Origin of the sequence: Photobacterium sp. 2_MG-2023 (assembly GCF_030547675.1) — a bacterium.
In the GTDB taxonomy this organism is placed as follows: domain Bacteria; phylum Pseudomonadota; class Gammaproteobacteria; order Enterobacterales; family Vibrionaceae; genus Photobacterium; species Photobacterium arenosum.
Genome location: NZ_JAUOQQ010000022.1, coordinates 56,220 through 82,714, shown reverse-complemented (window position 1 = coordinate 82,714; position 26,495 = coordinate 56,220). Strand labels below are relative to the sequence as shown.

21 protein-coding genes and 1 riboswitch are annotated in these 26,495 nt (G+C 52.3%); of the genes, 9 read left to right on the top strand and 12 right to left on the bottom strand.

Going from position 1 to position 26,495, the window contains the following annotated elements; genetic code table 11:
• Positions 1-283: 283 nt before the first annotated feature.
• Genes hemG through Q4491_RS16545 form a run of 3 tightly spaced genes read right to left on the bottom strand, consistent with a single transcriptional unit; the run spans position 284 to position 2,929 of the window.
• Positions 284-808: a menaquinone-dependent protoporphyrinogen IX dehydrogenase gene (hemG, locus tag Q4491_RS16555; protein WP_303459050.1), complete on the bottom strand. Its 525-nt coding sequence runs from the start codon at positions 806-808 to the stop codon at positions 284-286.
• A 10-nt stretch (positions 809-818) separates the two neighbouring features.
• Positions 819-2,276 (bottom strand): TrkH family potassium uptake protein, encoded by a 1,458-nt coding sequence (locus Q4491_RS16550; protein ID WP_192017668.1) that lies wholly within the window; start codon positions 2,274-2,276, stop codon positions 819-821.
• Between the two features lie 20 nt (positions 2,277-2,296).
• Positions 2,297-2,929 carry a YigZ family protein gene (locus Q4491_RS16545; protein ID WP_192017667.1) on the bottom strand — a complete coding sequence of 211 codons (633 nt, stop codon included), beginning with the start codon at positions 2,927-2,929 and terminating at the stop codon, positions 2,297-2,299.
• A gap of 494 nt (positions 2,930-3,423) precedes the next feature.
• On the opposite strand from Q4491_RS16545, the gene fadB reads away from it, so the two are divergent.
• From fadB to Q4491_RS16530, 3 genes are all read left to right on the top strand, one after another.
• Complete coding sequence (gene fadB, locus Q4491_RS16540) at positions 3,424-5,586, top strand: fatty acid oxidation complex subunit alpha FadB (protein WP_303459043.1); 2,163 nt, start codon at positions 3,424-3,426, stop codon at positions 5,584-5,586.
• Between the two features lie 17 nt (positions 5,587-5,603).
• On the top strand, positions 5,604-6,773 hold the full coding sequence (gene fadA, locus Q4491_RS16535; protein ID WP_192017665.1) for an acetyl-CoA C-acyltransferase FadA: 1,170 nt from the start codon (positions 5,604-5,606) through the stop codon (positions 6,771-6,773).
• Between the two features lie 149 nt (positions 6,774-6,922).
• Positions 6,923-7,906, top strand: a complete 984-nt coding sequence (locus Q4491_RS16530) for an MDR family oxidoreductase (protein WP_303459039.1) — start codon at positions 6,923-6,925, stop codon at positions 7,904-7,906.
• Between the two features lie 127 nt (positions 7,907-8,033).
• On the opposite strand, the gene Q4491_RS16525 is transcribed toward Q4491_RS16530, so the two are convergent.
• A complete protein-coding gene (locus tag Q4491_RS16525; protein ID WP_027251764.1) occupies positions 8,034-8,216 on the bottom strand; it encodes a hypothetical protein in 183 nt (60 codons plus the stop codon).
• 136 nt (positions 8,217-8,352) lie between these two features.
• Between Q4491_RS16525 and tusA the strand changes: the two genes are divergently transcribed.
• Complete coding sequence (tusA, locus tag Q4491_RS16520) at positions 8,353-8,601, top strand: sulfurtransferase TusA (RefSeq protein WP_303459037.1); 249 nt, start codon at positions 8,353-8,355, stop codon at positions 8,599-8,601.
• A 97-nt stretch (positions 8,602-8,698) separates the two neighbouring features.
• Here tusA and Q4491_RS16515 read toward each other — a convergent pair whose 3' ends face one another.
• Both Q4491_RS16515 and Q4491_RS16510 read right to left on the bottom strand, forming a co-directional pair.
• Positions 8,699-9,256, bottom strand: coding sequence for a TMEM165/GDT1 family protein (locus tag Q4491_RS16515; protein WP_192017662.1), 558 nt, complete (start codon positions 9,254-9,256; stop codon positions 8,699-8,701).
• A gap of 43 nt (positions 9,257-9,299) precedes the next feature.
• A riboswitch (yybP-ykoY riboswitch) is annotated at positions 9,300-9,447 on the bottom strand.
• Between the two features lie 94 nt (positions 9,448-9,541).
• On the bottom strand, positions 9,542-10,234 hold the full coding sequence (locus Q4491_RS16510; protein WP_303459034.1) for an OmpA family protein: 693 nt from the start codon (positions 10,232-10,234) through the stop codon (positions 9,542-9,544).
• A 276-nt stretch (positions 10,235-10,510) separates the two neighbouring features.
• Here Q4491_RS16510 and glyQ point away from each other — a divergent pair, with 276 nt between their 5' ends.
• Together glyQ and glyS are read left to right on the top strand one after the other, a co-directional pair.
• The gene (glyQ, locus tag Q4491_RS16505; RefSeq protein WP_027251759.1) at positions 10,511-11,422 is read left to right on the top strand and encodes a glycine--tRNA ligase subunit alpha; all 912 of its coding nucleotides are present in this window, start codon (positions 10,511-10,513) and stop codon (positions 11,420-11,422) included.
• A gap of 9 nt (positions 11,423-11,431) precedes the next feature.
• On the top strand, positions 11,432-13,504 hold the full coding sequence (gene glyS / locus Q4491_RS16500; protein WP_192017660.1) for a glycine--tRNA ligase subunit beta: 2,073 nt from the start codon (positions 11,432-11,434) through the stop codon (positions 13,502-13,504).
• 191 nt (positions 13,505-13,695) lie between these two features.
• On the opposite strand, the gene Q4491_RS16495 is transcribed toward glyS, so the two are convergent.
• On the bottom strand, positions 13,696-14,976 hold the full coding sequence (locus tag Q4491_RS16495) for a DUF1835 domain-containing protein (RefSeq protein WP_303459030.1): 1,281 nt from the start codon (positions 14,974-14,976) through the stop codon (positions 13,696-13,698).
• Between the two features lie 466 nt (positions 14,977-15,442).
• On the opposite strand from Q4491_RS16495, the gene Q4491_RS16490 reads away from it, so the two are divergent.
• Complete coding sequence (locus tag Q4491_RS16490; protein ID WP_237796198.1) at positions 15,443-16,693, top strand: valine--pyruvate transaminase; 1,251 nt, start codon at positions 15,443-15,445, stop codon at positions 16,691-16,693.
• 121 nt (positions 16,694-16,814) lie between these two features.
• Here the strand turns inward: Q4491_RS16490 and Q4491_RS16485 are convergent, their stop codons facing one another.
• From Q4491_RS16485 to Q4491_RS16475, 3 genes are all read right to left on the bottom strand, one after another.
• Entirely contained in the window at positions 16,815-17,303 is a 489-nt protein-coding gene (locus Q4491_RS16485) for a GNAT family N-acetyltransferase (RefSeq protein ID WP_303459057.1), read from the bottom strand.
• Positions 17,304-17,602: 299 nt separating this feature from the next.
• On the bottom strand, positions 17,603-18,076 hold the full coding sequence (gene ibpA / locus Q4491_RS16480; RefSeq protein ID WP_192017657.1) for a small heat shock chaperone IbpA: 474 nt from the start codon (positions 18,074-18,076) through the stop codon (positions 17,603-17,605).
• Positions 18,077-18,312: 236 nt separating this feature from the next.
• On the bottom strand, positions 18,313-19,338 hold the full coding sequence (locus Q4491_RS16475) for an AraC family transcriptional regulator (protein WP_218386740.1): 1,026 nt from the start codon (positions 19,336-19,338) through the stop codon (positions 18,313-18,315).
• A 234-nt stretch (positions 19,339-19,572) separates the two neighbouring features.
• Between Q4491_RS16475 and Q4491_RS16470 the strand changes: the two genes are divergently transcribed.
• The gene (locus tag Q4491_RS16470) at positions 19,573-21,231 is read left to right on the top strand and encodes an acyl-CoA dehydrogenase family protein (protein WP_303459025.1); all 1,659 of its coding nucleotides are present in this window, start codon (positions 19,573-19,575) and stop codon (positions 21,229-21,231) included.
• A gap of 76 nt (positions 21,232-21,307) precedes the next feature.
• A complete protein-coding gene (locus Q4491_RS16465; protein WP_303459024.1) occupies positions 21,308-22,876 on the top strand; it encodes an AMP-binding protein in 1,569 nt (522 codons plus the stop codon).
• 95 nt (positions 22,877-22,971) lie between these two features.
• On the opposite strand, the gene gyrB is transcribed toward Q4491_RS16465, so the two are convergent.
• Positions 22,972-25,383: a DNA topoisomerase (ATP-hydrolyzing) subunit B gene (gene gyrB / locus Q4491_RS16460; protein WP_303459022.1), complete on the bottom strand. Its 2,412-nt coding sequence runs from the start codon at positions 25,381-25,383 to the stop codon at positions 22,972-22,974.
• 19 nt (positions 25,384-25,402) lie between these two features.
• Positions 25,403-26,494 carry a DNA replication/repair protein RecF gene (gene recF / locus Q4491_RS16455; protein ID WP_303459019.1) on the bottom strand — a complete coding sequence of 364 codons (1,092 nt, stop codon included), beginning with the start codon at positions 26,492-26,494 and terminating at the stop codon, positions 25,403-25,405.
• Between the last annotated feature and the right edge of the window lies 1 nt (position 26,495).

Genomic DNA, 26,495 nt, shown 5'->3' with positions numbered 1-26,495 from the left:
TTGCATGGTCAAATTGTTAAAGAGCGTTGCCAGACTTGCCATTGGCTTGTCGTGGACAGGGCGGCCATTCTAACGAAATGAAAAACAGTGTCAAACACTTTTTTCAATCTATTTCAGAACAACTTTCCTGTGAACCTCTGGTTTTCAGCTTTCTTTGCCGTAACCCCGTTCAGTGAGGCGGCATTATAGGGACTTTAATTCAGGGCGCAAGCGCATTTTCAGGTTTTTTTTGATTTTATTGTTTTTCGAACAAAAGCTCACCAAAAGCACCTCTTTTTAGCCACTAAAGTTGCTTGAATGCCCGGCTAAAAGCACTAACTCTGTCCCAATCCGTATATTCAACTTCTTTTGTCGTATCGGTTTCCCCGCCTGTCATCCGCATAATGAGTCGAATCATGGTTCGGTCAAACCAGTTGTAGCGCGGATAACGCAGCGCTCCGGCGAATACCTCCAAGAGTTTGGGGTGCCAAGGCGATTTTTGCAGGAACTTCTGCACATAGACGCTGGTCTCCGGCGTATCCTTGCCAGATTTACGCGCGGTCAGGTTTACGCAGAAGAAAGCCGTTTTATGTTTATCCAGAGCTTGCTGATTCTGCTCTACAAACTGGTACAGCTTTTTATTTAAATGGCCATATCGAACGGAAGCACCAATCAACACTCGATCATAGCGAGTGAAGTCAATCTCAGGTGACTGATGAATATCCTGGGTCTCACACAGATAGTGCCCGCCTAACTGCTGCTCTATATAGCGTAAGATTTTGATGGTTTGACCGTCACAACTGGAGTGCAGCAATAAAACCTTCTCCACACACTTCTCCTTAGTTTCGCCAGAATGTCGGGGTGAATAACACCAGTAAAGTAAAAACTTCAAGACGCCCAAACAGCATGGCCACGATTAATGTCCACTTCGCTGCGTCGTTCACCTCCCCGAAATGAACGGCAACTTGCCCTAACCCCGGGCCCAGGTTATTGAGGGTGGCAGCGACTGCCGAAAATGCCGTCAGCTCATCCATTCCCGTCCCGACCAGAACCAGCATGCAAATAACAAACACCAAAGCATAGGCGGAGAAGAATCCCCAAACCGCATCTACCACACGCTGCGGCAAGGCCTTGTTGCCTACTTTGATGGTATACACAGCACGGGGATGCACAAGGCGCTTGAGCTCCCTGACGCCTTGCAAAAACAACAGCAGTATACGAATCACTTTAATCCCGCCCCCCGTCGATCCTGCACACCCCCCTATAAAGGAAGAAAACAGAAGCAATACAGGCAGAAAAAGCGGCCATTCAGAAAAACCGGTTGTGGTAAAACCGGCTGTCGTTGAGATAGACACAGTTTGAAACAGCGCCTGATCCAGCGTTGCCCACCAGGTGTCATAGGTTTGGTGCTTCATTAGCATGCCATAGCAAATCAACAGCAGGATCAGCTGTATCACGAGAAAAGCCTTGAACTCGGGATCCCGCCAATAGGTCCGCAGGTTATGGCCACGGTTGGAAAACGCCGCAAAGTGCAATGAAAAGTTACAGGCGGAGATCAATAGAAAGACCACAGTGACCATATTAATGGCAGTACTGTTGTAATAACCGATACTGGCATCGTGCGTCGAAAAGCCACCAATAGCGACGGTCGAAAAGCTGTGTGCTATGGCATCGAAGAGATCCATCCCTGCCACCCAGAAAGCTCCGGCGCAGGCAACAGTCAGTGTCAGATAGATATACCAGAGTGTCTTGGCCGTTTCAGCAATACGGGGCGTCATCTTACTGTCCTTGACCGGTCCCGGGATTTCAGCCCGGTAAAGCTGCATACCACCGATGCCTAAGACAGGCAAGATGGCCACGGCCAGCACAATGATCCCCATACCGCCAAACCACTGTAGCATTTGTCGGTAGAACAAGATGGCTTTAGGTAATTCATCAAGCCCCACAATGACGGTGGCACCCGTGGTAGTCAGTGCGGAAAACGACTCAAAAAAAGAATCAGTAAAAGAAAGATCCGGTGTCTTAGACAAAATAAAGGGCACAGCACCGGCGCTGCCGATAACTGTCCAGAACAGCACAACAATCAAAAATCCGTCACGGGCTTTCAGTTCTCGCCTTTGATGGCGATTAGGCAGCCAGAGTGCCGCCCCACCCGCCAGCAAAATAAAGAAAGTCACCACGAAAGGGAAACCCGCACCATCACGGTACAGCAAGGCGATAAGGGCCGGTACCAGCATAGTGACACTAAATAGCGCCAGTAACAGGCCAACGATACGGATAATGGAACGAATTTGCATAATCTAGCGGGCGCTCACTTTTAATTCTTCAAAATATTGTCTGCGTCCTGAATCACAATCCGGCCGCCACTGCGATTGATCAGCACTGCCTTGAATGTTTCGGCTAAGCGAGCATCAAGCAGAATGTCCATAGTGACATCAACCCCGTAATCAGCGCGCTGTACTTCAGCATGATGCTCAGCGATCACAGCCTCAAGTAAAGGCACCTGATTATACGCACAGCGGACATAAAGTGGTGAAGTAATGACCTTTTCTTTGGTGATGAGCACAGCAAGCGCCTGCTGCACCCCGCCGCCATACGCCTTCACTAATCCGCCCGTACCCAGCCGGATACCGCCGTAGTACCGCGTGACAACAGCGGTTATTTCACCGACCCCACTGCCACTGAGCTGGGCCAGCATAGGTTTACCCGCCGTGCCGGAGGGCTCGCCGTCATCACTGAACCCCCATGACATGGAATCTTCAGGGCGACCAGCCACGAAAGCCCAGCAATTGTGACGAGCATCTGCATGCCGTGATTTGATGCTCTGAACAAAGGCTTTCGCCGCCTCCACACCAGATGTGTGGGCTAAATAGGTAATGAAGCGGCTTTTTTTGATCTCTTGTTCGAAAACAACGGGTTCCGCTGGTATTAGATAAGGAGCCTGATCCATTTTGCCTGCTCACATCACGCCATACAAAGGCGCAAGAATAGCATAAACGCGCTCACAGATTCACAGCGAACAACAAAGAGCCGAATCGCCGTCTATCAAGCATGCTTTTCCATTCTGGTGATGAAAGTGAGTTTGGCCGATCGCTCGCCACAGCCCGCACAAATTTCAACAGGTAACGCCATTGTTATCACTTTCATGAGCTATACATGGATGAAAGCTTACCGAGAAGGCATGGTGGCACACTGCCAACCAATCACACAAATAATTGATATAAAACATAAAAAAACAATTCAGATACCAGGGAATCTACAGAGAAGTCAAACACAAGCTACGTAAAACAACTTCAGTTACATACCAATATCAAAGTTTAAACAATTGTTTAAAATAGGTGTTGAAATCCCTTTGCAACAGGTTCAGACTAATCTTTAACCTGGTTGGAGGCCAAACCAGTCAAAATCAAACCGGCAATGAACCGGTATTCACGGAGATAGAACATGATTTACCAAGGTGAAACCCTATCCGTAAGCTATCTGGAAGATGGTATTGCGGAAATCAACTTCAATGCGCCAGGCAGCGTCAACAAGCTTGATCGCAAGACCCTGGAAAACCTCAGTGAAGCTATCAACGCGCTGTATCAGCAAAATGAACTGAAAGGCGTAATCCTGACTTCCGGTAAATCCGCCTTTATTGTTGGTGCGGACGTCACCGAGTTTCCTGACATCATGACCCAAGACGCGGATGTTCTGTCCAGCTGGCTGGCAGAAGCCAATATCATTTTTAACCGCCTGGAAGACATCCCAGTACCGACCATTGCCGCCATTACCGGCTTTGCATTGGGTGGCGGCTGTGAGTGCGTGCTGGCAACCGACATGCGCGTTGCAGACAATACTGCGCTGGTAGGCCTGCCAGAAACCAAATTGGGCATCATGCCTGGCTGGGGTGGCTCCGTACGCCTGCCTCGCCTGATTGGCGCCGACCCGGCCATGGACATCATCGCTGGCGGCAAAGCCAAAAAAGCCGACGAAGCCTTAAAACTTGGGATTGTGGATGCCGTTGTGGCACCTGAGACCCTGCGTGACGCAGCGCTGACCATGCTAAAAGATGCCATTGCCGGCAAGCTGGAATGGCGAGCACGCCGTGAGCAGAAAAAAGCGCCACTAAAACTGAACAAAATCGAAGCGACCATGAGCTTCACTATGGCCAAAGGCATGGTGATGCAAGTTGCCGGTCCTCACTATCCTGCCCCAATCACTGCCGTTAAGTGTATTGAAAAAGCCGCTGGCATGAGCCGTGATGAAGCCCTGCAAGTTGAAAATAAAGGTTTCGTGGCACTGGCAAAAAGTGACGTCGCCCCAGCGCTTGTCGGTATCTTCCTCAATGATCAGTACATCAAAGGCAAAGCGAAGCAAGCTGCTAAAGAAGGCAAAGACACCCAACGCGCAGCCGTTCTGGGTGCCGGTATTATGGGCGGCGGTATTGCCTACCAGTCTGCATTGAAAGGCGTACCGGTTGTCATGAAAGACATCGCTCAGCCATCACTGGATCTGGGAATGAATGAAGCCTCTAAACTACTGAACAAGCAGTTGGAGCGCGGTAAGCTGAACGGCCTGAAAATGGCCAAAATCCTGGCGTCTATCCAGCCCACGCTGCATTACGCAGGCATTGAAGAAGCCGATGTGATTGTTGAAGCTGTGGTTGAAAACCCGAAGGTGAAAGCAGCAGTGCTGGCGGAAGTGGAGGAGCGTGTCGGCGACGACACTGTGATCACCTCGAACACTTCTACCATTCCAATCAACCTGCTGGCGAAATCGCTGAAGCGCCCGGAAAAATTCTGCGGCATGCACTTCTTCAACCCTGTACACCGCATGCCACTGGTTGAAATTATCCGCGGTGAGCACACCTCGGAAGAGACCATTTCTCGCGTGGTGGCTTACGCGGCCAAAATGGGCAAATCCCCTATCGTGGTCAACGACTGCCCAGGGTTCTTCGTCAACCGCGTACTTTTCCCTTACTTTGCTGGATTCAGCCTGCTGCTGCGTGACGGCGCTGATTTCACCAAAGTTGATAAAGTCATGGAGAAGAAGTTCGGCTGGCCAATGGGTCCGGCTTACCTGTTGGATGTTGTCGGTATCGACACCGCGCACCATGCACAGGCTGTGATGGCAGAAGGCTTCCCGGAGCGTATGGGTAAAGACTACAAAGATGCGGTCGACGTGATGTTCGAAAGCCAGCGTCTGGGCCAGAAAAACAGCAAAGGCTTCTATACCTACTCTGTCGATAGAAAAGGCAAGCCGAAGAAAGATCTGGCGCCAGAAGTGGCTGAGCTGCTGGCTCCTGTTGTCAGCCGTGCCGCTGATTTCAGTGATGAAGACATCATCGCCCGTACCATGGTTCCTATGATTAACGAAGTAGTGCGTTGTCTGGAAGAAGGCATTATCGCCACACCGGCAGAAGCGGATATGGCGCTGGTCTACGGCCTGGGCTTCCCTCCATTCCGCGGCGGGGTGTTCCGTTACCTGGATTCAATCGGCCTGGCGAACTATGTCGCAATGGCAGAAAAATTCGCGCATCTGGGTGCTGTTTACGAAGTCCCTGCCGGTCTTCGTGACAAAGCCGCTAAAGGCGAAAGCTATTACAACGCACCAGTAAACGCTTAAGGACGAGGAACACACACATGAATAACGTCGTAATTGTTGATTGCATCCGTACCCCTATGGGGCGTTCAAAAGCCGGTGCTTTCCGTAACAAACGTGCTGAAGATTTGTCAGCACACCTGATGAAAGGTCTGCTGGAGCGTAACCCTCAGGTTGACCCAACGGCCATTGAAGATATCTACTGGGGCTGTGTCCAGCAGACCCTGGAGCAAGGCTTCAACGTTGCCCGTAACGCAGCACTGCTGGCAGGTATCCCGCACACTGTAGGCGCCACCACCATTAACCGCCTGTGCGGTTCTTCTATGGACGCACTGCACAGCGCCACCCGTGCCATCATGGTGGGTGATGCCGAGATCTGCCTGGTCGGCGGTGTGGAACATATGGGTCACGTGCCGATGAACCATGGTGTGGATTTCCACCCTGGTCTGTCAAAATCTGTGGCTCAGGCTGCCGGTATGATGGGCCTGACGGCTGAAATGCTGGGCCGTATGCACGGCATCAGCCGTGAACAACAGGATGCATTTGCTGCACGCTCTCACCAGCGCGCCTATGCCGCTACCGTTGAAGGCCGCTTCAAAAATGAAATTCTGCCCACCGAAGGTCATGACGAGAACGGCATACTGAAAGTATTCGACTTTGATGAAGTGATTCGTCCTGAAACCACAGTTGAAGGTCTGGCAGGTCTGCGTCCTGTTTTCGACCCGGCTAACGGCACAGTGACAGCCGGTACATCATCTGCCCTGTCTGACGGTGCTTCAGCTATGCTGATCATGAGCGAAAGCAAAGCCAAAGAATTGGGGCTGCGTATTCGTGCCCGTATCAAGTCGATGGCGGTAGCCGGTTGTGATCCATCTATCATGGGTTACGGCCCGGTGCCGGCGTCGAAGAAAGCGCTGAAACGTGCCGGCCTGACTATCGATGATATCGGCATGATCGAGCTGAACGAAGCCTTTGCTGCTCAGTCTCTGCCATGCGCCAAAGACCTGGGTCTGCTGGATGCGATGGATGAAAAAGTGAACCTCAACGGCGGTGCCATTGCACTGGGTCACCCTCTGGGCTGTTCCGGTACACGTATCTCAACCACACTGATCAACCTGATGGAACATCAGAATGTGAAATACGGCCTGGCGACCATGTGTATCGGTCTGGGTCAGGGCATTGCGACCATCTTTGAGCGCGTCGACGACTAATCCGTTATCACAACACCGATTAAGCCCGCACCTGTCGCGGGCTTTTTTATATCCATAATCAGACAAAAAGTTGTTTTATGTTCATATATGAGACACTCTGACTCATTACAATCACAAACAGACGCTTATTCCCAGCACGGAGAACCGTAATGTTTAAGGCACTGATCCTCAACCAGCAAGATAACACCACCCAAGCTCATGTTGGTGACATTGACAGCAGCCAGCTGCCAGACGGCGATGTCACTGTGGCTGTCGACTATTCCTCGCTCAATTACAAAGATGGCCTGGCTATCACAGGCGCTGGCAAAATTATCCGCCAATTCCCCATGGTGCCGGGTATCGACTTTGCAGGTACTGTCATCACCTCCAGTGATAACCGCTACCAGGCGGGCGATCCTGTGGTACTGACCGGCTGGGGCGTCGGTGAAAACCACTGGGGCGGCATGGCTCAGCAGGCCCGTGTGAAAGCCGACTGGCTGGTTCCCCTCCCGGCAGGTTTAAACCCCGAACAGGCAATGGTTATCGGTACAGCCGGCTTAACCGCTATGCTCTGTATCCAGGCGCTGGAAGATGCGGGTATCACGCCTGAGTCTGGCGAGATTCTGGTCACCGGTGCCAGCGGTGGTGTCGGCTCTGTCGCGATAACGCTCCTGGCTAAGCTGGGTTATCGCATCGCCGCTGTCACCGGTCGCGCTTCGCAAAATGGCGATCTGCTCAAACAACTGGGGGCGACTTCCATTCTTGATCGCAGGGAACTGGAAGAAGCGGCCAAACCGCTGGAGAAACAGCGCTGGGCGGGCGCAGTCGACACTGTGGGCAGCAAAGTCCTGGCCAAAGTACTGACCCAAATGGATTATAACGGTGCGGTCGCGGCCTGCGGATTGGCTGGCGGATTTGATTTACCAACCACAGTGATGCCTTTCATCCTGCGCAATGTACGGCTGTTAGGGGTCGATTCTGTGTATTGCCCATATGAAAAACGCCAGCAGGCATGGCAGCGTCTGAGCGAATTGCTGCCGGATAGTTTTTATCAGCAAGCAGGACAAACCATTTCACTGGAACAAGTACCGGAATTTGCCCAAGCCATTATTAAGGGTCAGGTCACCGGGCGTACACTCGTAAAACTGTCCTGATAAACCATCTCTCATCACCCGGTCTGCCACACGGGCCGGGTGATTATTTCTGTACCCCGGATAAAAAAAATCCCGCTATAAAAGCGGGGAAGCCCAAGAAAACTGGGGAGTGTAGTAGATGTGAAAGTTAGCTTTCCTCTTCTTCGAGCTCAGGAGAATGAGAGAGCTCGAGCCAGAGTCCGATCGCCGCGGCCACTAAGCCTGCCAGCGAAAAGAGAGTTAAGTCATTTGCATTGCGCAGTACAATAGAGCAGAAAGCGATAAAGCACAGCACACAGTAAATAGTCAGTCTATCCATCTGAGTAATCATCTCCACCTCCCGCGATGACAAATTGGTTAACAAGTTGTTAACTAAGTTACACATAATTGTTACCTTTGCCAACCCCCGGTTGATTGTTTATTATCCGTGAGTATGATCTGGCTCTCATTTACGATATGGCTTCACTATGATCACGAAATTTGAATCCGCCACTCACAATCTGGAAGCACAAGGACTGCGTTGTCCGGAACCTGTCATGATGGTGCGTAAAACTATTCGCAGGATGGCAGATGGCGACACACTATTAGTGCTGGCCGATGACCCATCCACAACCAGAGACATCCCGAGCTTTTGCCGGTTTATGGACCATACGCTGCTGGCGGCGGAAACAGACTCACCGCCATACCGCTTCCTGATCCGCAAAGGCAAGTCATAGCAACAAGCTACAAAAATAAGTAAGGCAGCCTAACGCTGCCTTATGACAATCTCATTAATCGCAGGCATAAGACGCCCGCTCCCTGCTTCGAACCGGATTACAGGCCAAAGGCGGCACCCAGCGCCAGTACAGCAAACAGTGCAGCAGTGACTTTGCGGATTAACCCTAATGGCATTTTGTCAGCTGACAGCTTACCGATCAGTACTACAGGCACATTTGCCAGTAGCATACCAATAGTGGTGCCCAGCACGACCAGCATCAGGCCGTCATGGTATTTTGCCCCGAGCATGGTGGTTGCCACCTGGGTTTTATCACCGATTTCCGCCACAAAAAAGGCAATGAAGCTGGCAATAAACGGGCCGCGGTTTGAAATGGTTTCATCGTCATCCAGTTTATCCGGGATCAGAATCCAACCCGCCATCACCACAAAACTCACTACCAGCACCCATTTTAAAATCTCAGGCGATAAGTAATCAGCAACGACCACGCCCAACCAGGCCGCTAAAGCATGGTTGGCCAGAGTCGCCAGGAAAATGGCCAGAATGATAGGAACAGGCTTACGGTACCGACTGGCCAGTAACAATGACAGCAATTGGGTTTTGTCCCCAATCTCAGCCAGGGCGACCGTGGTAATAGAAACAGCTAAAATGCTCACGACATGCTCATTGGGGCGAGGATTATAATTTTAACCAAAGACAAACTGACACGCCCCACCCCGGTTCATGTCGATTTGCCTATGGTCTCGCCAAACTGACCGGAGTAATGGTCAGTCACAATCACCATGAAGATTTTGCTTCAATTATGTTGATGATTGTGCCGTCAGAACGGCAGGCTACTCCCCAAAGGAGCTGGCATGATAGCCAGAATGGCACCCGGAATCAAGTGACGAAAAAGGGAAGCTAATCTTCCCTTCCTTCCTGAACTCATGCTGTTGGTGTGATTAAGACGCGGTCGGGCTTAAGACAATTTCCACCCGGCGGTTCTGAGCACGCCCCTGATCGCTGCCATTGGAAGCTACCGGATGAGCTTCACCCATACCTTTCGCCAGAACACGCTGCGCCGCTACGCCCGTACGAACCAGGTAGTTACTGACTTCACTGGCACGGACCTGAGACAAGCGCAGGTTGTAAGATTCAGACCCTGTACTGTCAGTAAAACCGTAAACATTCAGCTGGGTTTTATCGTACTCCTTCACCACCAAAGCCACGTTTTGCAGTGCATTCATCGCCTGCAGGCTCAGGTTAGACTGGTCGACACCGAAAGTGATCGAGTTTGGCATGTTCAGCACAATCTGATCGCCTTCACGCGTCACACTGATACCGGTTGATTCCAGTTGCTGACGCAGTTTTGCTTCCTGCACATCCATGTAATAGCCGACACCTCCGCCCAGCGCCGCGCCAGAAGCTGCGCCGATCAGCGCCCCTTTACCTCGATCGCTTTTACTCGAAGAGGCCACACCGATAGCCGCGCCAGCAACGGCACCTATCAGAGCACCACTGGTTGATTTTGCTGTCTGATCTTCACGTGTGTAGGGATTAACTGTGGTACAGCCCGTAGCTACCATAGTAGTAACACCGGCCAAAAGGATAGCGCGTACCCACTTACGTGACATTGTTGAATGATGTTGTTGCATGTTCTTTCCCCGATAAATTGTAAGTTTGCCGAACGGAACGCCCGTTTCCGCTAGCATTATCCTGCTGCATTGTAGTCAAGTAGAGACTGCAGATATCAAAAACCTGTCAATTTTTTTACCTTGTTTCTGCTTATAGCGGAAGCCTGATGACAAAAATTTACATTCGATACTGTTATGCGCAAAAAACGTGCGCTGCCCCTACTCCCTCAAGGCGACCCAAGGTATACTGGATTGTTATCTTTTCTACTTATATCAACGGATCTCGCGAAGCTGACAATGCAAAAATACGACATCAAGACCTTTCAGGGCATGATTCTGGCGCTTCAGGATTACTGGGGCCAGCAAGGTTGTACTATCGTGCAGCCGCTGGATATGGAAGTGGGTGCCGGTACCTCGCATCCAATGACCTGCCTGCGTGCACTGGGCCCAGAGCCTATTGCGGCCGCCTATGTGCAGCCATCACGCCGCCCGACCGACGGCCGCTACGGTGAAAACCCTAACCGTCTGCAGCACTATTACCAGTTTCAGGTGATCATCAAACCATCGCCAGACAACATTCAGGAACTTTACCTGGGCTCGCTGGAAGCGCTGGGCGTAGACACGCAGGTGCATGATATCCGCTTCGTGGAAGACAACTGGGAAAACCCGACGCTGGGTGCCTGGGGTCTGGGTTGGGAAGTATGGCTGAATGGTATGGAAGTCACCCAGTTCACCTACTTCCAGCAAGTCGGCGGCCTGGAATGTAAACCAGTAACCGGTGAAATTACTTACGGTATCGAGCGTCTGGCCATGTACATTCAGGGTGTCGATTCTGTTTATGACCTGGTATGGACCGACGGACCTTTAGGAAAAGTGACCTACGGTGATATTTTCCACCAGAACGAAGTAGAACAATCGACCTACAACTTTGAATACGCTGATGTCGACTTCCTGTTTACCTTCTTTGATCAATGCGAGAAAGAGTGTAAGTCACTGCTTGAACTGGAACAGCCTCTCCCGCTGCCGGCTTACGAGCGTATTCTGAAAGCTGGCCATGCCTTCAACCTGCTGGATGCCCGTAAAGCGATCTCGGTGACTGAGCGTCAGCGATATATCCTGCGCATCCGTAACCTGACCAAGCAAGTGGCTGAAGCCTACTATGCCTCTCGTGAAGCACTTGGCTTCCCGATGTGTAAAAAAGACAAGTAAGGATCACGCATGGCTGACAAGAATTTTCTGATTGAACTGGGTACGGAAGAGCTGCCACCAAAAGCCTTGCGCACCCTGGCAGAAGCCTTTGCCGAAAACTTTACGGCGGAACTGAACGCGGCTGAATTAGCCTTTGACCATATCAAATGGTACGCCGCACCACGCCGGCTGGCTCTGAAAGTCACCGCACTGGCAGAAGGCCAGGCTGATAAGGTGGTCGAGAAGCGCGGTCCGGCGATCAGCGTTGCTTTCGATGCTGACGGTAACCCGACCAAAGCCGCTCAGGGCTGGGCGCGCGGTAACGGCATTACTGTCGAGCAGGCTGAACGCCTGCAGACAGACAAAGGAGAATGGTTACTGTACAAAGAAGCCGTCAAAGGCAAAGCCGCAACCGAACTGCTGTGCGAACTGGCAGCGGCGGCACTGGCAAAACTGCCTATCCCGAAACCTATGCGCTGGGGCGATAAAGAGACACAATTTATCCGCCCGGTAAAAACTCTGGTCATGCTACTTAATGACGAGCTGATCCCCGGCACGATTCTGGGTGTGGAATCGGCGCGTACCATTCGTGGCCACCGTTTTATGGGTGAAGCAGAGTTCAGCATTGAACATGCAGATCAGTACCCTGCTATCCTGGAAGAGCGCGGTAAAGTGATCGCTGACTACGACACCCGTAAAGCGCATATCATTGCCGGTGCCAAAGAAGCCGCCATTGCCGTTGGCGGCACCGCCGATCTGGAAGACGAGCTGGTAGAAGAAGTCACCTCTCTGGTCGAGTGGCCGGTTGTTCTGACCGCCTCTTTTGAAGAAGAATTCCTGAACGTTCCGGCAGAAGCCCTGGTGTACACCATGAAAGGTGACCAGAAGTACTTCCCTGTCTATGACGCGGCGGGCAAGCTGCTGCCGAAATTTATCTTCGTCACTAACATAGTGTCGAAAGAGCCGCGCCACATTATCGAGGGTAACGAGAAAGTCGTCCGCCCTCGTCTGGCAGATGCTGAATTCTTCTTTAACACCGACCGTAAGCGCCCGCTGGTTGATCGCCTGCACGAGCTGGACAGCGTGCTGTTCCAGAAACAGCTGGGCAGCCTGCGTGACAAAACAGATCGTATTACCGCGATGTCCGGTTACATCGCTCAGCAAATTGGTGCTGATATAGAACACGCAGAGCGTGCTGGCCTGCTGTCAAAATGCGATCTGATGACATCCATGGTCTTCGAGTTTACCGATACTCAGGGCGTAATGGGCATGCACTATGCGCGGCTTGACGGTGAGCACGAAGATGTTGCAGTGGCGCTCAACGAGCAATACATGCCACGTTTTGCCGGCGACAGCCTGCCGGGTTCCGATGTCGCAGCGGCGGTTGCACTGGCTGACAAAATGGACACCCTGGTAGGTATCTTCGGTATCGGCCAGCACCCTAAAGGTGCCAACGACCCATTCGCGCTGCGCCGAGCCGCTCTGGGTGCCCTGCGCATCATGGTAGAAAAAGGCTATCAGCTGGATCTGGTCGATATGATTGCCAAAGCCAAAGCGCTGTTTGGCCATAAGCTGACGAACCATAACGTAGAAGCCGATGTGATTGATTTCATGCTGGGCCGCTTCCGTGCCTGGTATCAGGATGAAGGCCACACGGTTGATGTGATTCAGGCCGTTTTGGCTCGTCGCCCGACCTCACCGGCTGACTTTGATAAGCGCGTTAAAGCGGTCAGCCATTTCCGCTCTCTGGACGCGGCGGAATCACTGGCTGCGGCCAATAAGCGTGTCGGCAATATCCTGGCGAAATTTGATGGTGAGTTACCTGCGGCAATCGACAGCCAGTTACTGGTTGAAGAAGCCGAAAAAGCTCTGGCGAAAAACGTGGAAGCAGTTACCGCTAAACTGACCCCTGTTTTTGCTGCCGGTGATTATCAGCAAGCCCTTTCAGAGCTGGCTACCCTGCGCGATTCAGTCGATGCCTTCTTCGACAACGTGATGGTAATGGCTGATGACCAAGCCCTGAAAGTGAACCGGCTGACAATGCTCAACCAGCTACGTAATCAGTTCCTAAAAGTGGCAGATATTTCACTGCTCCAGAACTGATAGCCATTAATGAGCGTCACAGGCTCTCTAGTCTGATCACAAAGCCCGCACCAGCGGGCTTTCTTTTACCTGCTTGTCCCGTCTTGTCAGGTCCTACTAGCTGCCAGCCAGAATCAGACACCTGACAGCCGGCTCGCTGCCACAGAGTGTTTCACGTGAAACGCCCAAGCCATACTGTCTGCTTTACCCGGCTAACCTTGAACCAGATGCAATGAAGACAGCGATGCATGATCCCAGGTCCAATGTTGTTCGGGGCTGACTCTGATTCCCCCAACCCAGTAAGCACTACACACGATCTTGCGCTGCTGTGACAGGCATAAGCTTCCCTGCTCAGTCAGACTGACAATCTGCTCCTGCCACGAAGCAGAACCGGGTGATGATTCAAGACAGATTAAAGGCTGACTGCCTTGCAGCAACGGCTTGAGCAATACCCAGAACATCAGATCGCCCAAAAAGGGTAACGGCTCAAGCGCTTGATAGCCACGAAACAGATCGGCAACCGTCATCTTGCCCGATGCCGACAACACAGACAGTGCCAACGACTGAGTCAGGCTTAAGCCGGATTGCTGATGCGGCAGCTCCTGCAAATGACGGTGTATCACCTGCGCCATGTTTTCGAACTGGCTCAGCCAGGAGGCACCGAGCAAGGCAAGCAGCGCCGCAGGATCAGGGGAACAGAACCCCTGCCACAGTACTCTTGCTCTCTCCAAGGTAATGGCATCCACTAGCCGTCTGTGCTGCCAGAGCGATCTCAACCCTTCGGCGGGTAACTGGCCCAGCCCGATAAAACGGGTATTACCCGGAAAATGATTCACTTCTATGATCTCAAGCTGACGGCCAGCCACACCCGGCAGTGTCGCCACATGCGTCAGCAGGCGTATCAGCATAAGTTGATCGTAATTATCGTGCTCGACCCAGAATACCAGCCGGTGATAATCAGGTTGTGCGAGCTGCGCTAGCTTGTCCGCCGTCTCAGTCAGGATGTCATCCGTCGTGCGCGGATCGCCGATTTCACTCAGTAAAGACTGCCGGATGTATTCAGCGCGTTCCCGTTCGAAATCGGGCGCTGAGCAAAGCGGCCCCATGCAGTAGGGATCAATAAATGGCAAGAAGTCACCATGAAAGCCCGCCAGCTCTAAGCGCTGTGCAATATCATGGCCGCAGCGAATGTGTAATGTGGTGAGATCCCTATCCAGCGCTTCACTACCCTGCGCCATTTGCTGTTTGTGATGCTCAAGCATTTCAGCATGGTGTTTCAAGCGGCTCCAGCTGGGTAGCCCACACTCCCTGGCCATCACGAATTGGATATCTGCCAGTTTAATATTGTCCGGATTGAGCTGTGCCTGTTTCGGATGTAGCTGCTTAACAGATTGCAAGGCATGGTGATCGCCGCGGCGTATGGCTTTCAGGCGATGCTTAGCCTGGGATTTGAGGTAGTTCAGGTTAAACGAAAATGCATTGTCTGAATTCATGATTTCCCCATTCTCTTTAGCTCCTGTGCTCGCCTGACAGAAGAGAAGGCAGAAATACGTTGTCGGCTGTGTTACAAAAGCCAGTGACCCTGGATACTATCCTTTCCGCGAGCAGGAGGCGCAGGTAGCGCCATTCAAGATTACAACACCCGGCCCATTATGCAAGCACCAACCGCGGGATCAACACACCTAAATATTCAGCATCGCACTCATCACTCACGACTCATCACCCTCCCATCTCGCACCATTGAGGGCCGTGTCGCCACCACAACGGTTCACCGGATAGCTTCATCTAAACTTAAAGTGACACGCCTGATTTACGACTGTGTTTCACGTGGAACATATGATGAACACTATGTGGGACTGCAGTGACTAAAGCCACTTTCACTGTATGTATCATTGTTGTATGTTGTCTGGCTCACCCACAAAAAAATCACAACAAGACACACACTGAGGTCGAAGCAAGATGGAGTTTTCTACATTCGGTAACAAGTTTGCCCGCTACTCAGGCATTACCCAATTAATGGATGATTTGAATGATGGCCTGCGTAATCCGGAAGCCATCATGCTAGGTGGCGGTAACCCGGCACAGATACCGGCTATGGTGGAGTACTTTACCCAGCTCAATAACAGTTTGAACCAAAGCGGCGAGCTGACAGCAGCCATGACAAACTATGATGGGCCGCAAGGGAAAAACACCTTTATTAATGCGCTGGCTGCCCTGCTGAGTGAACGTTACGGCTGGGATATCAGCAGCAAAAACATCAGCCTGACCAACGGTAGCCAAAGCGCCTTCTTCAGTTTGTTCAACCTGCTGGCTGGTGAATTTCCCGATGGCCGCCGCAAGAAAATCCTGCTACCGCTTGCGCCAGAATATATCGGCTACGGGGATGCCGGCGTCAGCCCGGATATGTTTATCTCTTATAGGCCGGAGATTAGCTTACTGGATAACGGCCAGTTCAAGTACAACGTCGATTTCAACGCCCTGACCCTAGATGACAGTGTGGGCGCTATCTGCGCGTCGCGGCCAACCAACCCGACCGGCAATGTCCTGACCGACGAAGAAATTCGTCATTTGGATCAGCTCGCTCAGCAGCACAACATCCCGTTAATCATAGATAATGCTTATGGCATGCCGTTCCCTGACATCATTTTTGAAGACGTCACTCCCTTTTGGAACCGCAACACTATCCTGTGCATGAGCCTCTCTAAACTGGGGTTACCCGGCGTGCGTTGCGGCATCGTTATTGCCAGTGAAGAGATCACCACAGCACTGGCCAACATGAACGGTGTGCTCAGCCTGGCGCCGGGCAGTGTCGGCCCTGCAATTGCCAACAAGATGATTGAGCAAGGCGACTTATTGCGTTTGAGTGAAACTGTCATCAAACCTTACTATCACAAAAAATCGCAGCAGGCGGTGCAATGGCTGCAACAAGCCATTCCAGACCCGCGTTTTCGGATCCACAAACCGGAAGGTGCCATGTTCCTTTGGTTGTGGTTTAAAGAGCTGCCAATCACTACCATGGAACTGTACCGGCGCCTGAAAGCACGAGGGGTACTGATAGTGCCCGGTGAATATTTTTTCATTGGCTTGGAACAAGACTGGCAACACGGCCATGAATGTTTGCGCATGAACTATGTGCAGGAAGATGAAAAGATGCAGCGCGGCATTGCTATCATTGCCGAAGAAATCGCAAAAGCCTATCAGCAAGGCTAACAGTATCACTGAACCCAGCGTTGAAAGACAATTCACAGGGCATTCACTGCCCTGTTTGCTCATCTGAACCCAGACAGAGTCGTCTGCAAGCAGCACAATTTATGTCACAGATACAGGTGGCTCAGAGGGTTGTCTTTGTATACGGATGGTAAACCATGGTGACAAACTGAGAATCTTCAGTGATCTTTTCAAACCCGAACCGCCGATATAAACCACTCACTGAATTGCCTTGTAAATACGTTAAGCAACAAGGTCGATGTGCTTTGTCAGACCAGGCAATCACTGCCCGTAGCACCGCACTGCCAATCCCCCGTCCCTGCCATTGCGGTAAAAGAAAGAAACGGCTGAAATAACTTTGAGGGAGATCGCGACTGTCTTGTTCGGTATTCGAATGACATTCGGGCGCAATCATTTCCAGTAACACACTGCCAATCGGGGTTCCGTCCATCAGAATCAACAAGGGTTTACAATCCTGCCACTCAGACAGATGCAGTTGGTACTGTAAGGTTTCATCCCATCCAAAGATCTGAGTGACAGCCTCTCGTTCTGCGGCTTTCTTTAATTTGAAAACAAAACGTTCATGGTGGTCTGCAGCCGTAACGAGGGACAATCCGTCAGGTGTATTCGCTGGCAACAACGGCTGCAGGCAGGCTGCACTGACACGCTGACGTTTCGGGTTTAATTGTGGTTTGGTTTCCTTACCCACACTTTTCTTCCTTCAAAATAGATCACAGCTTGAAGAGGATAATCCTAACCAAAGCGTCAATGAAGTATTGTTTCACGTGAAACCTTCATCATGAGATAGCACCTGTGTTTCACGTGAAACATAGCCTGCTTCTCATCAGGTTGGCTCACATATAAAAAAGGCCAGCCCACAGGCTGACCTTCCATACAGTACTTTCACAAGTCTTATTCAGCGGAATGACTCACCACCGAGTCTTCTTGTCCCAACAGACGTTGTCCGTTAATCGCAATGCGACGCGGTTTCTCTTCTTCTGGGACTTCCCGTTCCAGTTCGATGTGCAGCAAACCGTTTTCCATCGAGGCACCCACCACTTTTACGTGATCCGCTAACTGGAACTTGCGCTCGAAATCGCGCTCAGCAATGCCCTGATACAGATAATGACGCTGTTCTTGGTTGTTGTCGGCATCAGCACGTTTACCCGTCACAATCAGGCGATTTTGATGCTGACTGATGTCCATCTGGGCTTCAGAAAAACCGGCCACCGCCATGGTAATACGGTAGTGGTTTTCATCCTGCTGCTCTATGTTGTATGGAGGATATCCACCATTGCTGTTATTGAGGTTTTGCTCCATCTGGTTGAACAGACGGTCGAAACCAATGGCAGAACGGTACAGAGGAGTAAAATCTAAGGTACGCATAATCACTATCCTTCTATGAAGCAATACTATTACGAAAGTCAGTCATGAAGCGGGTTTTCCTCGTGGACAAACCTGTGAAGGCCCAGTGTCTGGCACCTCCTGCTTCACCAATAGATATAAGGGCATCTGAATTGGCTTCAAGGCAGAATTGAAAAAAAAATTGTCGGGGCCGGTTCACAACGAAAGCTCGCCCCCTAGACAAGGACAAGGACAAGGACAAGGAAGATAACAAGGTGTCAGGCCAGCAACTGACGACGGTATTCGCCCGGTGCCTGCCCTGTCCAGCGCTTGAACGCGCGGTGAAAATTGGCATCGCTGGCAAAGCCCACCAAATAGCCAATTTCACTTAAGGAGAAATCCTGCCGACGCATATAGTCAAGCGCCAAGGTTTTGCGGCTGTGTTCCAGTATCTGCGTATAGCTGGTGCCAAGCTCGCTGAGTTTACGCTGCAAATTACGCACACTCATCCCTAACGCAGCAGCCACTTGGGTTTGGCTCGGTGCGCCCAGTGAGAGCCGTTCAAGAATTTTGCACTTCACCTGGTGCACCAGATCGTGGCGATCGATACGAGCCAGAAATTCGTTGAGGATCTTTTCATGGCCTGTCCTTATCGTCGGGTTGCCACTGAGCAATGGCTGCCTGGCGGCACCACTGTCAAACGCCAGCAAATTACGCGCCTGACCAAAGCTGACCGGGCACTGGAAGAATGCGGTCAGGTAGTGCCCTTGATCTGCCGGCGGAGAAAACTGGAACGTGACATAAGCCGGTTTCAAATCGGCATCAACCACATCACGCGCAAAACTGACCACCATCGCCATAAAAGCTTCCAGCTCCTGGCGGCGCATCAGCACAGACTGTTCTTCATTCCTGGCCACCAAAGCGACATCCAGTACCAGAGTATCCGGGTTCTCGATTAATTGAAGATTACTGATGTCACAGACCACACTGTTGTAGGCGACAAGCTGCAACAGCGCCTCCTCCAGCGTATCCGCCGACATCATGGCGTAGCCCAGAATATGAAAAACACCGGGATGAAAATACCGTGCAATCTGAACAGTAAAATCCTGCTCGGGTAAAAAACGATTACAATAATCTATCAGTGCCGACAATTTACGGATTGAGACCCGCACTTCCTGGTTCTGCAGTTCACGGATGTCGAGACCGCACTCGTGCAGGGCCTGCTCCATATCCAGTCCGTAATGTTGCATCGCTTTCGCGATGGGGATCATCCAACTGCTCAGGGTCGAGTAATAGCCTTCCATCAATACTGCCCCGCTCTAATGCGGTTTGCCTCCCAGAAATGTCATCACAGCTGCCGATTGCGCAGATCAACAATGAATTGGCGTGAACAGACATAGCCAAACATGGCTGCTCGTATAAAGTCCATGTTAAGGCGATGTTAATAGCATTGACGGGGAATGTCGAATGCCATGATCGCCAAACCCATAGCAGATCAACAGGACACTCTGACCCCTTCTAACCAAGGAGAGCCGAATATGGAACCTTTCAACCCGGCCACCAGCCAGGATACTCACACAGTAGTGAACCAGCCAAAACCCTTAGAACACTACAATACATATGACTCTGACAGCATATTGAAATATTGGGTAGCCCGGTTTTCCGGGGACTGGGCAAACAGCCGATTGTCGAGTTTTGGTCATCATATTGGCCATGAATTGCAGGAAGCCGGTTTTCTGGCCAATAAACATTTACCGGAATTTCAGCCCCATAACCGCTTCGGGTACCGGGTTGATCAGGTCGATTACCATCCGGCTTACCACCAGCTCATGGCGCACGCGATCGAAAACGGCCATACCAGCCTGCCGTGGACACAGCCCAAAGCCGGTGCCCACGTTGCCCGGGCGGCACTGGCCTTTATGCACAACCAGGCCGATCCCGGCTCCGGCTGCCCGCTGACCATGACCTTTGCCTGTGTGCCAGCCCTGCAGCACCAGCCTGACGTTGCAGCACTCTGGCTGCCGAAAATCACAGCCACTGTGTATGACGGCACTAACAAGCCCTATTTCGACAAAGCCGGGGTCACCATAGGTATGGCGATGACAGAAAAACAGGGCGGCTCGGATGTCCGGGCGAACAGCACACGGGCAACCCCGGTCGCTGACGCCGGGCCGGGTAAACTCTACAGCCTGATCGGTCACAAATGGTTCTGCTCCGCACCTATGTGCGATGCATTTCTGGTCCTGGCCAAAACCGGCGAGACACTGTCCTGCTTTCTGGTGCCACGCTGGCGCGAAGACGGCAGTAAAAACCCGATGCAAATTCAACGCTTGAAAAACAAGCTGGGCAATAAATCCAATGCCAGCTCTGAAATCGAGTTTCGCGGCGCGCACGGTTGGCTGCTTGGCGAGGAAGGCCGCGGTATCCGTACCATCATAGACATGGTCGCCCTCACCCGCTTCGACTGCATGATAGGGTCCAGCGCACTGATGGCCCAGGCCGCCAAAGAAGCGATCTGGCATACCTCAGGCCGCAGCGTCTTCGGCCGCAATCTTCATGACCAGCCATTGATGATCAATGTGCTGGCCGATCTGGCACTGGAAGCAGAAGCGGCACTGGCGATCACCATGCGCATTGCTCATGCGCTGGATAACAGCAAGGACAGCACACAAGCAGCCCTGATCCGCAGTGCAACGGCCATCGGTAAATACTGGATCTGCAAGCGGGCGATTCAGCATACCGCCGAGGCCATGGAGTGTATTGGCGGTGTGGGCTATGTCGAAGAGAACATTGCCAGCCGGCTGTATCGCGAAGCGCCGGTCAATTCGATCTGGGAAGGCTCAGGCAATGTGCAGTGCCTCGACCTGCTGCGCGTGCTGCAGCGTGAACCCGATACCTTTAGCGCCCTGTTTGCCGAATTTGACCAGGCACAAGGTAAGCACCCGCTGTTCGACCGCAAGCTGGCACAACTGAAAGCCGAATTTGCCAGCACGGAAAACATTGAGCTCCGTGCCCGGCAAATGATGGAGCAGCTGGCCCTGATCTGGCAGGCCGCGACTCTGTTCAGCTATGGCGAACCTCACATTGCCGAGGCCTTCACCCAGGCGCGCTTATCCGATCATTATTTCCAGTTCGGCACTCTGCCGGCAGACATCGATGCCAAATCCATCGTGGAACGGGCACTGGCCAAAATCTGAACCACCCACCCTATAACAATAAGCCTCCGTCAAGACGCGGAGGCACCCCCTGAACGGAACAAGAAGAGAGCACATCATGGATGCATACCAATACCTGAACAGCTTTACCAACCTGGCGGATTTTCTGGAAGACGGTTTTGTCCGCTATACAGATAACCCGGCCTTTCACTGTCTGGGACAAACCCTGACTTATAGCGATATTGAGCAGCGCTCTCGGCATCTGGCCCAATGGCTGCAGCACCAGAGCGGGCTGCAGGCCGGTGATCGCATTGCCATTCAGCTGCCTAACATTATTCAGTATCCGATTGCCGCCTATGCCGCGATCCGCGCCGGACTGGTCGTAGTCAATACCAACCCGCTCTACACGCCCAGGGAAATGCAGCACCAGTTCAGCGATGCCGGTGTGAAAGCACTGATTATTCTGGAAGATTTGTTACCCAAGTATGAAGCCATCTGCGATCAGGTACCGGTGGAAAATGTCCTGGTCACCGCGGCAACCGATCTGCTGACAAACAGTGCCGAGGCAGGTCATCAGTACATTGCCTTGAATGCGGCGATCGCCAGCGGCAAAGAACAAGCTGCCCTGCGCCCGAATACGGCCGGCACGGATGATATCGCTGTACTGCAATACACTGGGGGCACAACCGGGGTGGCTAAAGGGGCTTGCCTGACCCATGGCAACATTCTGGCCAACGCTGCACAGATGAGTCACCGCATTTTGCAAAAAGGCACGCCGGGCGAGGAAACCTTTATCTGTCCGCTGCCGCTCTACCACATCTATGCCTTTACGGTGAACATGATGGGACTATTCTATCTGGGCGCGCAAAACGTGCTGATCCCGAACCCAAGGGACATAGAAGGCTTCATCAACACCCTGCAAACGAATCGCTTCAGCGGTTTTGCCGGTATCAACACCCTGTTTGTCGGCTTATGCCAGCACCCGGAATTCAGAAAACTGGATTTCAGCTCCCTGAAAATTACCTTTTCCGGCGGCGCAGCCCTGACAGGCAAAGCGTTCGAGCTGTGGCAATCCATCACTGGCTGCACCATCACCGAGGGCTGGGGGCTGACAGAAACCTCGCCGGTATCGACACTCAACAACTTCGACTGCGAACAAATCAACAGTGTCGGAGTGCCGCTGATTAACACTGTGGTTGAAGTCTGGGACGAGAATAACCGGCCGCTGCCTCAGGGAGAAGTGGGCGAGCTGGTGATCAAAGGCCCGCAGGTTATGCAGGGTTACTGGCAGCGTCCGGATGAAACCGCCAAGGTGCTGGTAGACGGTTTCGTCAAAACCGGCGACCTGGGTTTCATTGCGCCAGATGGTTACATCAAGATAGTCGATAGACTCAAAGACATGATCATAGTGTCCGGCTTTAATGTGTACCCAAACGAGATTGAAGAAGTGCTGTGTCGCCATGAACACATTGTCGAAGCGGCTGTGGTGGGTGAAACGGATGAGAAAACCGGCGAAGCGGTGCACGCGCACATCACCACTTCCGCCCGGTTAGACCAAGCCGACATCATCGCCTTCTGCCGCGAACACCTGACGGGCTACAAGGTGCCCAAACATATTTCAGTTCATCAGGAATTACCCAAATCCACTGTCGGTAAAATTCTGCGCCGTGAACTGCGCACGGCCTGATTAAGGGGATAACCAGCATAAAAAAACGCCGCTCAGTGATGAGCGGCGTTCTTATATCAGTACACGGTTATTATCAGCAACTGACGGCGGACTGGTTACACGTCCAGATTCGCATTCAGGGCATTCTCTTCAATGAACTGGCGACGCGGTTCGACGTGATCGCCCATCAGAGTAGTGAACAGCTCATCAGCTGCGACTGCATCATTGATAGTGACCTGCATCATGCGACGCGAATTCGGATCCATGGTGGTTTCCCACAGCTGATCCGGGTTCATCTCACCCAGTCCTTTGTAACGCTGACGGCTCAGACCACGGGTCGAGTCTTTAATCAGCCACTCAAGCGCTGTCTTAAAGCTGTCAACCGGCTGCTTGCGCTCTCCGCGCTGGACATAGGCTGTCTCTTCCAGCAGATCGCACAGTGCTTCAGACAAGTCAGCCAGCTTAGCGTACTCTTTCGAGTGCAGCAGATCGTAGCTCAGCGGATACTGGTAGTCGACACCGTGGGTACGCACAACAATCTTAGGCAGCCAGGCGTTATGTTCCGGGTCCTGGAACACTTCATAACCGTAGTGGCTTTCACCGGTTTGCTTGCTGTTCAGGGCGTCAACCACCCCTTTGACCCAGGCTTCCACCTGCGACTGATCCGCCAGTTTGTCTTCACCCAGACGCGGCTGGTAAGTCAGCTCATTGAGCAGCAATGTCGGGTAACGACGGCTCATCCGCTCGATCAGTTTCACCGCGCCATTGTATTGCTTCACCAAGGTTTCCAGTGCCAGACCCGAAATGGCCGGTGCGCTGTCGCTGGTGAACAAAGAAGCATTTTCCAGCGCCAGGGCTACCTGGAACTGGTTCATGTCTTCATCATCTTTAATGTACTGCTCTTGTTTGCCTTTCTTCACTTTGTACAGTGGCGGCTGGGCAATGTAGATGTGACCACGTTCAATCAGCTCAGGCATCTGACGGTAGAAGAAAGTCAGCAGCAGCGTACGGATGTGCGAACCATCGACGTCGGCATCTGTCATGATGATGATGCTGTGGTAACGCAGTTTGTCCGGGTTGTACTCGTCGCGGCCGATACCGCAGCCCATGGCCGTGATCAGCGTGGCAACTTCCTGTGACGACAGCATTTTGTCGAAACGGGCTTTTTCTACGTTCAGGATCTTACCTTTCAGCGGCAGAATCGCCTGATTTTTACGGTTTCGGCCTTGCTTGGCGGAACCACCGGCCGAGTCACCCTCCACTATGTAGAGTTCAGACAGTGCCGGGTCTTTTTCCTGGCAGTCGGCCAATTTGCCCGGCAGGCCGGCTAAATCGAGTGCGCCTTTACGGCGGGTCATTTCACGGGCACGACGCGCCGCTTCACGGGCACGGGAGGCGTCAATAATCTTGCCGCAGACAATCTTGGCGTCAGCCGGGTTTTCCAGCAGGTACTCGCTCAGCTTCTCACCCATGGCCGATTCAACCGCAGGTTTCACTTCGCTTGAAACCAGCTTATCTTTGGTCTGGCTGGAGAATTTAGGATCCGGCACTTTCACCGACACCACAGCGGTCAGGCCTTCACGGGCATCGTCCCCAGAAGTCGCCACTTTGGCTTTCTTGGTGTAGCCCTCGGCATCCATGAAATTGTTCAGGGTACGGGTCAACGCACCACGGAAACCGGCAAGGTGGCTACCACCATCGCGTTGCGGGATGTTGTTGGTGAAGCAGTAAATATTTTCCTGGAAGCTGTCGTTCCACTGCATCGCCACTTCAACAGAAATGCCGTCTTCACGTTCAAACGCAAAGTGGAAAGCTTTCGGGTGGATAGGCGTTTTATTACGGTTAAGGTGCTCAACGAACGCACGGATACCACCTTCATACATAAAGTGGTCTTGCTTGCCGTCACGCTCATCGCTCAACCTGATAGAGACACCTGAGTTCAGGAAAGACAATTCGCGCAGACGCTTTGCCAGAATCTCATAATGGAAAGTGGTATCGGTGAAGATGGTATCACTTGGCCAGAAGCGGATTCGGGTACCGGTACGATCCGAGTCGCCCACCACACCCAGCGGTGCCTGAGGTTCACCCAGGTGATAAATCTGTTGGTGAATATGACCGTGGCGATGAATAGTCAGTTCCAGTTTGTCAGACAGGGCGTTCACGACCGACACACCTACCCCGTGCAGACCGCCGGACACTTTATAGGAGTTATCATCGAACTTACCGCCGGCGTGCAGGACTGTCATGATAACTTCAGCGGCGGACACCCCTTCTTCCGGGTGCATGTCTGTCGGGATACCACGACCATCATCGCTGACAGAGACCGAGCCATCCTCATGAATCGTGACTACGATATCTTCACAGTGACCAGCAAGAGCTTCGTCGATAGAGTTATCGACGACCTCAAAAACCATGTGGTGCAAACCTGTACCGTCATCCGTATCGCCGATGTACATACCCGGACGCTTACGTACCGCATCAAGACCCTTTAATACCTTGATACTTGATGAATCGTAATTGTTGGACATTGAGTTACTCTCGCTTTAATTATCTTGCGGTTATTTTACCCTGTTCGACATGAAACATCTTGCCCTTTTCGGCCTTCATATCGACCAGTTGCTCCTCGCTGATGGCACTGATGACCACCTGAGCCTGAGTATCGTGTAATCCCTTTGCCAGCAGGGCGCGTTTGCTGCTGTCGAGCTCTGAGGCAAAGTCGTCAATCAGGTAAAGACACTGCTTGCCTGTTGCCTGACGAAGCTGCTGACCCTGTGCCAATCGCAGCGCACACATCAGTAATTTGAGCTGGCCGCGGGACAGGACATCGTCCACAGGCATAGCCGACACCTTGAGCCGCAGATCCGCTTTATTGGGGCCGCTGACGGTATAACCGAGCTGCATATCGCGCTCAAAGTTGGCGGCCAGCAGCTCGCTGTAAGGGGTCGTTTTTTCCCAGCCACGGTAGTAGCCGAGCTGAATATCGTATTCCGGCAGAAAATCACCACAAAAGGCGGTTGCCTGCTCTCGCAGTGCATCAATGTAATCACGGCGCCAGCCGTCAATCACTTCCGCCAGTTGGGCCAGTTCCTGATCCCAGTAGCTGAGTTCACGGTAGCTGCGCGCGGTTTTCAGCAGCGCATTACGCTGCCTGGTCAGCCGTTTTACCCGGCTCCAGGCCTGATAAAAACGTGGTTCCACGTGAAACACCCCCCAATCGATAAACGCACGACGGAATTTGGGGCCGCCCACCATCAGCTCAAAGCCTTCCGGGGTGATCAGCTGCAGCGGCAGAATCTGCGCCAGCTGTGCTACTTTCTGGCCAGTCTGGCCGGCTATTTTAACCTGAGTTGTACCATCCCGCTGCTTTCTGATCCCCAGCGGTCGCTCCAGATCACCTTTCAGTGCGCTGTCCGCATGCACCCGGCCATGCAGTACCAGTTCATCCTGACCATGGCGGATAATCCGGCTGGTCAGGTGGCTGCGAAAGGAGCGGCCATGGCCGAGAAAATAGATGGCTTCCAGCAAACTGGTTTTACCGCTGCCATTGGCACCGACCAGAAAATTGAAACCCTCCGAGAAGGTGAGATCACAGGCCTCAAGATTACGAAAATCTTTAACAATGAATCGCGTTAACGCCATA